This is a genomic window from Kitasatospora sp. NPDC059088 (genome assembly GCF_042738155.1).
Classification (GTDB): Bacteria; Actinomycetota; Actinomycetes; order Streptomycetales; family Streptomycetaceae; genus Kitasatospora.
Window position 1 is genome coordinate 22124 of the sequence record NZ_JBHYGR010000121.1, and the last position, 6728, is coordinate 28851.

5 protein-coding genes are annotated in these 6728 nt (G+C 73.1%); 1 reads left to right on the forward strand and 4 read right to left on the reverse strand.

Annotated elements, in window-relative coordinates; genetic code table 11:
* Window positions 1–229: 229 nt before the first annotated feature.
* Entirely contained in the window at window positions 230–946 is a 717-nt protein-coding gene (locus tag ACFWXO_RS35980) for a prepilin peptidase (RefSeq protein WP_380529376.1), read from the forward strand.
* Window positions 947–1048: 102 nt separating this feature from the next.
* Here ACFWXO_RS35980 and ACFWXO_RS35985 read toward each other — a convergent pair whose 3' ends face one another.
* The 4 genes from ACFWXO_RS35985 to ACFWXO_RS36000 form a co-directional block, all read right to left on the reverse strand.
* Window positions 1049–2668 carry a chitinase gene (locus ACFWXO_RS35985; RefSeq protein ID WP_380529378.1) on the reverse strand — a complete coding sequence of 540 codons (1620 nt, stop codon included), beginning with the start codon at window positions 2666–2668 and terminating at the stop codon, window positions 1049–1051.
* A 78-nt stretch (window positions 2669–2746) separates the two neighbouring features.
* Window positions 2747–3487, reverse strand: a complete 741-nt coding sequence (locus ACFWXO_RS35990; RefSeq protein WP_380529380.1) for a transglycosylase SLT domain-containing protein — start codon at window positions 3485–3487, stop codon at window positions 2747–2749.
* A 450-nt stretch (window positions 3488–3937) separates the two neighbouring features.
* Window positions 3938–5272 (reverse strand): PhoH family protein, encoded by a 1335-nt coding sequence (locus tag ACFWXO_RS35995; protein WP_375884607.1) that lies wholly within the window; start codon window positions 5270–5272, stop codon window positions 3938–3940.
* A 228-nt stretch (window positions 5273–5500) separates the two neighbouring features.
* Window positions 5501–6295: an isoprenyl transferase gene (locus tag ACFWXO_RS36000; RefSeq protein ID WP_375884604.1), complete on the reverse strand. Its 795-nt coding sequence runs from the start codon at window positions 6293–6295 to the stop codon at window positions 5501–5503.
* Between the last annotated feature and the right edge of the window lie 433 nt (window positions 6296–6728).

Below are 6728 nucleotides of genomic sequence, written 5' to 3' on the forward strand. Positions count from 1 at the left end.
CAGGCGGGGGTGTCGAACGGCCTTCCAAACCGCTGCCCGAATGTCCGTAATGCTCGTGTATGCGAGGAACACCGTCGATCTCTGCGGTGGATTCTTCGCCGGAACGAGACGGACGGCACACCGGCCGTCCGCCCCGGGCGGGAAGATGGGGCCGGTCGGTCGGCCGGCGGGGAGAAGCCGTCGGGGAGGGGCCGACCGGGAGAAGTCGACGGGGAAGCGGGGAGTGCCGGTGGTGACGGTCGTGGCCGGAGCGGTGCTGGTCGCTCTCCTGGTGGCTCCCGCGCTGCGCGCGCTGGTCGCCCGGTTCGCCGTGCCCGAGGGCGAACCCTGGTGCGAGGCCTGCCCGTTGTGCGGGCGCCCGGTGGGGCGGCTGCTGCCGCCGACCGGTCGCTGCCCGGGCTGCCGGGAGCGGCTGGGGGCCGGCCCGGGGGCGGTGGAGGCGGTCGCCGCGGCGGTCGCGGTCGCGGTCGCCTGCGCGGCGGACGGCCCGCAGGCGGCGGCGCTCGCCTGGGCGGGCGCGCTCGGGGTGGCGCTCGGCTTCACCGACGCCCGGGTGCGCCGGCTGCCGTACCGGCTGACCGGGCCGCTGCTGGCCGGGGTGGCCGTGCTGCTGGCGGTGGCGGCCCTGGCCGAGGGGCGCCCGGGGGCGCTGCTGCGCTGCCTGCTGGTCGCGCTGGCGGTCGGCGCGCTGCTCGAAGTGGCCGTCCAGATCGGCGCGTTGGGCCCCGGTGACTCGCCGCTCGGGCTCGCCCTGGGCGGGCTGCTGGGCTGGTACGGCTGGTGGGTCGCGATCGGCGGGCTGGCTGCCGCGGTGGTGCTCGCCGGCCTCTGGGGCACCCTGCGGGTCGCCGCCCTGCTGGTCCGCCGTCGCCCGTGGCGCGGGCTGGAGGTCCCGGTCGGCCCCTTCCTGCTGCTGGGCGCGCTCACCGCGGTGCTCGCGCGGTAGCGGAAGGGCCCGCCGTACCGGACCGGTACGACGGGCCCCGCCGTCGGCGCGCCGGCCCCACCCTCAAGGAGTGGCGCGCCGTGGGGAGTCGGGCCGAGTGCCTCAGGGCATCTTGTGGACGAACGGGCCGACCGTGTTGGAGAAGGCGTTGCCGTTGTTGGCGTCCCAGTTGGTGGACCAGGTCATCGCGCCCCGGATGGTGGGCCACTTGGCCGGCGGCACGAAGCTGCCGCAGTTGTTTCCGGTGGCCAGGCAGTTGAGCGCGTTGTTCACCACCGACGGGTCGACGTAGCCGCCGCCGGCCGCCTTGCCGGAGGCCGGGACGCCGATGCCGACCTGGTCGGGCCGCAGGCCGCCCTGGATGTGGGTGCAGACCTGCGAGGTGATGAAGTCGATCGTGCCCTGGTTGTAGACCTTGCCGTCGCAGCCGTTCATGCCGCCCGAGTTGTAGAACTGGGTGTTGACGACGGTCAGGATGTCCTTGGTGGCCAGCGCCAGCTGGAAGTAGGCGCCGGCGGTGCTGTACATCCCGATGGTCTCGGGGGCCATGGTCAGCACGAAGCCGGGGCCGACCTTGGCCTGCAGGGAGTGCAGCGCGGCGCCGAGCGGGCCGGCCTGGACGCCGTTCTCCAGGTCGACGTCGACGCCGTCGAAGCCGTAGTCCTTGATGATCGCGTAGGCGCTGTCGGCGAAGTTCGCCCCGGCGGTGGCGTCGCCGACGGTGATCGCGCCGTTCTGGCCGCCGATGGAGAGGACGACCTTCTTGCCGGCCGCCTGCTTGGCCTTGATGTCGGCGCGGAACTGGGCGTCGGTGTAGCCGCCGAGCGCCTTGGACAGGGCCGGGTCCAGGGTGAAGCTGATCGCGCCGGTCCGGGTCGGCACGGCGTCGGCGAAGGAGACCGCGATGATGTCGTACGCGCTCTGCACGTCGCCCAGGCGCTGCGGGGTCGAGCCGTTGTCGAAGTTCTGCCAGTAGCCGGTGACCGCGTGGGCCGGCAGGCCGGTGGCCGGCGGGGTGGTGCCGGTCGGGGTCGGGGTCGGGGTCGGCGTGGCCGTGGGGGTGGGCGTCGTGGTGGGGGTCTGGGTCGGCGTCGCGGTCGGGGTCGGGGTCGCCGTGGCGGTCGGGGTGGCGGTGGCCGTCGGCGTCGGGGTCGGCGTCGGGGTGGCCGTCGGGGACGGCGTGGAGGTGCCGCCCGGGCCGACCAGCGCGACGTCGTCGGCGAGGTAGGCGCTCTGCCCGTACCAGCCGTGCAGGTAGACGGTGACGCTGGTGGCGTTCGCCCCGGTGGTGAAGGTGCTGGTCAGCTGGTTCCAGCTGGTCTGGTTCGACCACGTGGACGGGTCCGTCCCGCCGGTGCCGCGCGCACCGAGGTAGACGTACGGGCCCTGCACCCAGGCGCTCAGGGTGTAGCTGGTGTTGGGCAGCACGCTGATGGTCTGGGTGCACTCCGCGGTGTCGCCCGCGCCCGGGGCGGCCTGCAGCGCACCGGTACCGGAGTGGACCGGCGCGGACACCGCGGCCGCGCCGCCGGTGCAGGACCAGCCGGCCAGTCCGCTCTCGAAGCCGCCGTTGGTGACCAGGTTGCCGTCCGCCGCGCTGGCGCCGCCGGCGAAGAGGGCGAGGCCGCCGCCGGCCAGGGCGAGGGCGGTGGCGCCGGCCGCGAGGGCCGGCAGGGGGCTGCGCCGGCGCCGGTGCGCGGGCTGCTGCGGGGTACGGGCCATGGGGTGACGCACCTGTCCGAGGAGCGGGCGGCGCGGCGGGCGGGGCGGGGAGTGGCGCCGCCCGGGGCGGCGGTCCTCCTAGTACCAGCTGTGGGCCTGCCAGAACGACCAGGCACCGCAGGGGCTGCCGTAGCGGCTGTTCATGTAGCTGAGGCCCCACTTGATCTGGGTGGCCGGGTTGGTGCGCCAGTCGGCACCGGCCGAGGCCATCTTGGAGCCGGGCAGCGCCTGGACCAGACCGTAGGCGCCGGAGCTGCTGTTGGTCGCGGTGTAGTCCCAGCCGCTCTCGCGCTTCACGATCTGGCTGAAGCACTGGAACTGGGCGTCGTTGCCGACGATCTGCCGGGCCGTGTCCTGGACGGAACCGGGGCTGACCGAGACGGGGGGCGCGCTGTTGTCCACCGCGGACATCGCCGACCGCGCCTTGGAGCGGTTGGCGGCGGCGTCGGCGGCGGCACGCTGGTCGGCGGCGGCCTTGGCGGCCTTGTCCGCGTCGGCCTTGGCCTGGGCGTCGGCCTTCGCCTGGGCGTCCGCGGCGGCCTTCTGGCGCGCGGCCTCCTCGGCGGCCTTCTGCTCGGCGGCAGCCTTGGCGGCGGCGTCGGCGGAGGCCTGCTGGGCGGTCGCCTGCTGGCCGATGTTGTCACTTGCGGCCTGTGCCTGGGAGCCAGAGGGGACTTCGGCGAGCAGGGTCGCGCCGGCGACGTCGACCGTCTGCGCAGCCTTGACCTCGCTGCCCGAGGCCATACCCACGACGGCACCGACAGCGGTGACCGCGGTGGCAGAGGCCACAGCAACTCCCCGGACCGAGATCCGAGTCACATGGATTCCTTCCAGCATCGCCCACGCGTGACCGTGCGGACGCAACATGCCCCTTGGCACGGACCTCCGCAGGTGCTCTGGTCACGGGAGGTACTGGCCCGGCGTCCGGTCGGAATGAGGCGACCGGGCGTTGGAATCGGGCGGCGTACGGCTCAACGGTCTTCAATTGTGTGTCCACCGACCGGAGTTGGCGGACCTTCCCGGGCCGAGCCTCCAACGAGCGGAAGCCCTGCCGCGCCGTACGCGGGGCCTGACAGAACCCACACCATGCCGCACCGGGCACTGTCGACGCAATTCCCGCCTGCGTGGCGCATGTCACATTCACCGTAGGGAAGTTCTTCGGACAGAAAGCACTCGATGTGATGAAAGGGGCGGGGCCCGCTCCGTCAGGAGCGGGCCCCGCGCCACAAGTTGAACCTATTGTCCGACTATGTCCCGCTCAGGGGTGGTTCACGGGTTGATGTCCTCCAGCATCTCCGTGACCAGCGCCGCGATCGGCGACCGCTCCGAGCGGGTGAGCGTGATGTGCGCGAAGAGCGGATGCCCCTTCAACTTCTCGACCACCGCGACCACGCCGTCGTACCGGCCGACCCGGAGGTTGTCCCGCTGCGCCACGTCGTGGGTGAGCACCACCCGCGAACCCTGGCCGATCCGGGACAGCACCGTCAGCAGGACGTTCCGCTCCAGCGACTGGGCCTCGTCCACGATCACGAAGGCGTCGTGCAGCGAACGCCCCCGGATGTGGGTCAGCGGCAGCACCTCCAGCATCCCGCGGCCGATGACCTCCTCGATCACGTCAGGGGTGGTGACCGCCGAGAGGGTGTCGAAGACCGCCTGGGCCCAGGGGCCCATCTTCTCCGCCTCGCTGCCGGGCAGGTAGCCGAGCTCCTGGCCGCCGACCGCGTACAACGGCCGGAAGACCATCACCTTGCGGTGCTGCCTCCGCTCCAGCACCGCCTCCAGCCCGGCGCACAGCGCCAGCGCCGACTTGCCCGTCCCGGCCCGGCCGCCCATCGACACGATGCCGATGTCCGGATCGAGCAGCAGGTCCAGCGCCACCCGCTGTTCGGCGCTGCGCCCGCGCAGCCCGAACGCCTCGCGCTCGCCGCGCACCAGCCGGACCCGCCCGTCCCCGGTGACCCGGCCGAGTGCCCGGCCGCGCTCCGAGGTGAGCACCAGCCCGGTGTGCACCGGGAGCTCCTCGACCCCGTCGATGTCCACCGCGGCGTCGTGGCCGGCCGCGAACAGCGCGTCGACCTGCTCGGCCCCGACGTGCAGCTCGGACATGCCCGTCCAGCCGGAGGTGATCGCGAGCTCGGCCCGGTACTCCTCGGCGAGCAGGCCCACCGAGCTGGCCTTGATCCGCAGCGGGAGGTCCTTGGAGACGACGGTGACGTCGTAGCCCTCGGCCTGGAGGTTGCGGGCGACCGCCAGGATCCGGGTGTCCGCCTCGCCCCCGCCGGCCCGGTAGCCGGCCGGCAGTATCGAGACGTCCGAGTGGTTGAGCTCGACCCGGATCGTCCCGCCCAGTTCGCCCACCGGGATCGGCTCGTCGAGCCGGCCGTGGCGGATGCGGTAGTCGTCGAGCAGGCGCAGCGCCTGGCGGGCGAAGTAGCCCAGCTCGGGGTGGTGGCGCTTGGCCTCCAGCTCGGTGACGACCACCACCGGGAGGACGACCTCGTGCTCCTCGAAGCGGGTCATGGCGAGCGGGTCCGCCAGGAGCACGCTGGTGTCGAGAACGTACGTGCGCCGGTCTGGTGTCCGGCGGCTCTTCGAACTGACCACTAGGCCTCCAGAGCGGATGACCCTGCGTCATCCGCGGCAAGCCGGCCCCCGCTGCCCCGGTGGCCTCGGGACCGGACTGACTGGAGTATTCCCAGGCGGGGGGCGGTGCATTCGCGCCCCCGGCGAACTGACGGATCATTGCCGGTGAACGTTTGGCCTCGCGCGCGGCCCGGGTAGGCCAGGCCTACGGCGGTCATTTCGCCCGGAGGCGCGGCCGAGGGGCCCTGATCAGAGGCCGAGCCGCCGGTTCCGCTGCTCGAAGGCGCGCAGCGCGCGCAGGAAGTCGACCTTGCGGAAGGCCGGCCAGTACGCCTCGCAGAAGTAGAACTCGCTGTGGGCGCTCTGCCAGAGCAGGAATCCGGACAGCCGCTGCTCGCCCGAGGTGCGGATGATCAGGTCCGGGTCGGGCTGGTTGGCGGTGTAGAGGTGCTCGGAGATGTGCTCGACGGTCAGGATCTCGGCGAGTTCCTCGATCGGGGTGCCGCGCCCGGCGTGCTCCTGGAGCAGCGAGCGGACGGCGTCGGCGATCTCGTGCCGGCCGCCGTAGCCGACCGCGACGTTGACGGTGATGCCGTCGATCCCGGCGGTCTCCTCGGCGGCGCGCTTGAGCACGTCGGCGGTGTGCTGGGGGAGCAGGTCCAGCGCGCCGACCGGGTTGACCCGCCAGCGGCGGGCGGCGGCCAGGCCGGTGACGGCGTCCTCGATGATGCCGAGCAGCGGGACCAGCTCGTCGGCGGGACGGTCCAGGTTGTCGGTGGAGAGCATCCACAGGGTGACGACCTTGACGTGGGTCTCGTCGCACCAGCCGAGGAACTCGCTGATCTTGTCGGCGCCGCGCTGGTGGCCGTACGCGGTGGAGCCGCCGGCGGCCTTGGCCCAGCGGCGGTTGCCGTCCAGGATCACGCCGATGTGGTGCGGGGTGCGCGCGAGGTGGACCTCGACCCGTCGGCCGTAGAGCCCGTACATCCCGCCCAGCAGGGTGCGCAGCCCCGGCGTCCGTTCGGCGACATCGCGCAGACCCATGGTTTCCCGGCCCCTCCGTACTCGTTCAGGCAGGTGCGTCACCGCCCCGGCGCAGCCTACTCCCGCGCGCAGGCACGCGGTAAAGCCGCAGGTAGCGGTCTGGTCACGGTCCTGTACGAAGTCTGTCGCGACGGGTGTGTCAGGGCCTGCGGGGCGGTGCGCCCGGGGTGGACACGGAACGGTCTCCGATTCCTTAAGGGAGCCGTAAGCCGGTTGTCACGTCCTTGACGACCGGCAATGGTCTAGTCCAGCTTTTGACCCGAGGCGGAACGAAACAATCCCGCCCCCGGAGTCACCCGCGGACCTCCCCTCCCCCACACGCGGCCGCCGCGCCCCCCACCCCGGCGGCCGCTCCACCCCCCCGAGCGTCACCCCAAGGCCCCGACCCCGCAGCAGCCCCCGCACCCGCCCCCGCGCACCCCCCAGCCCGGCC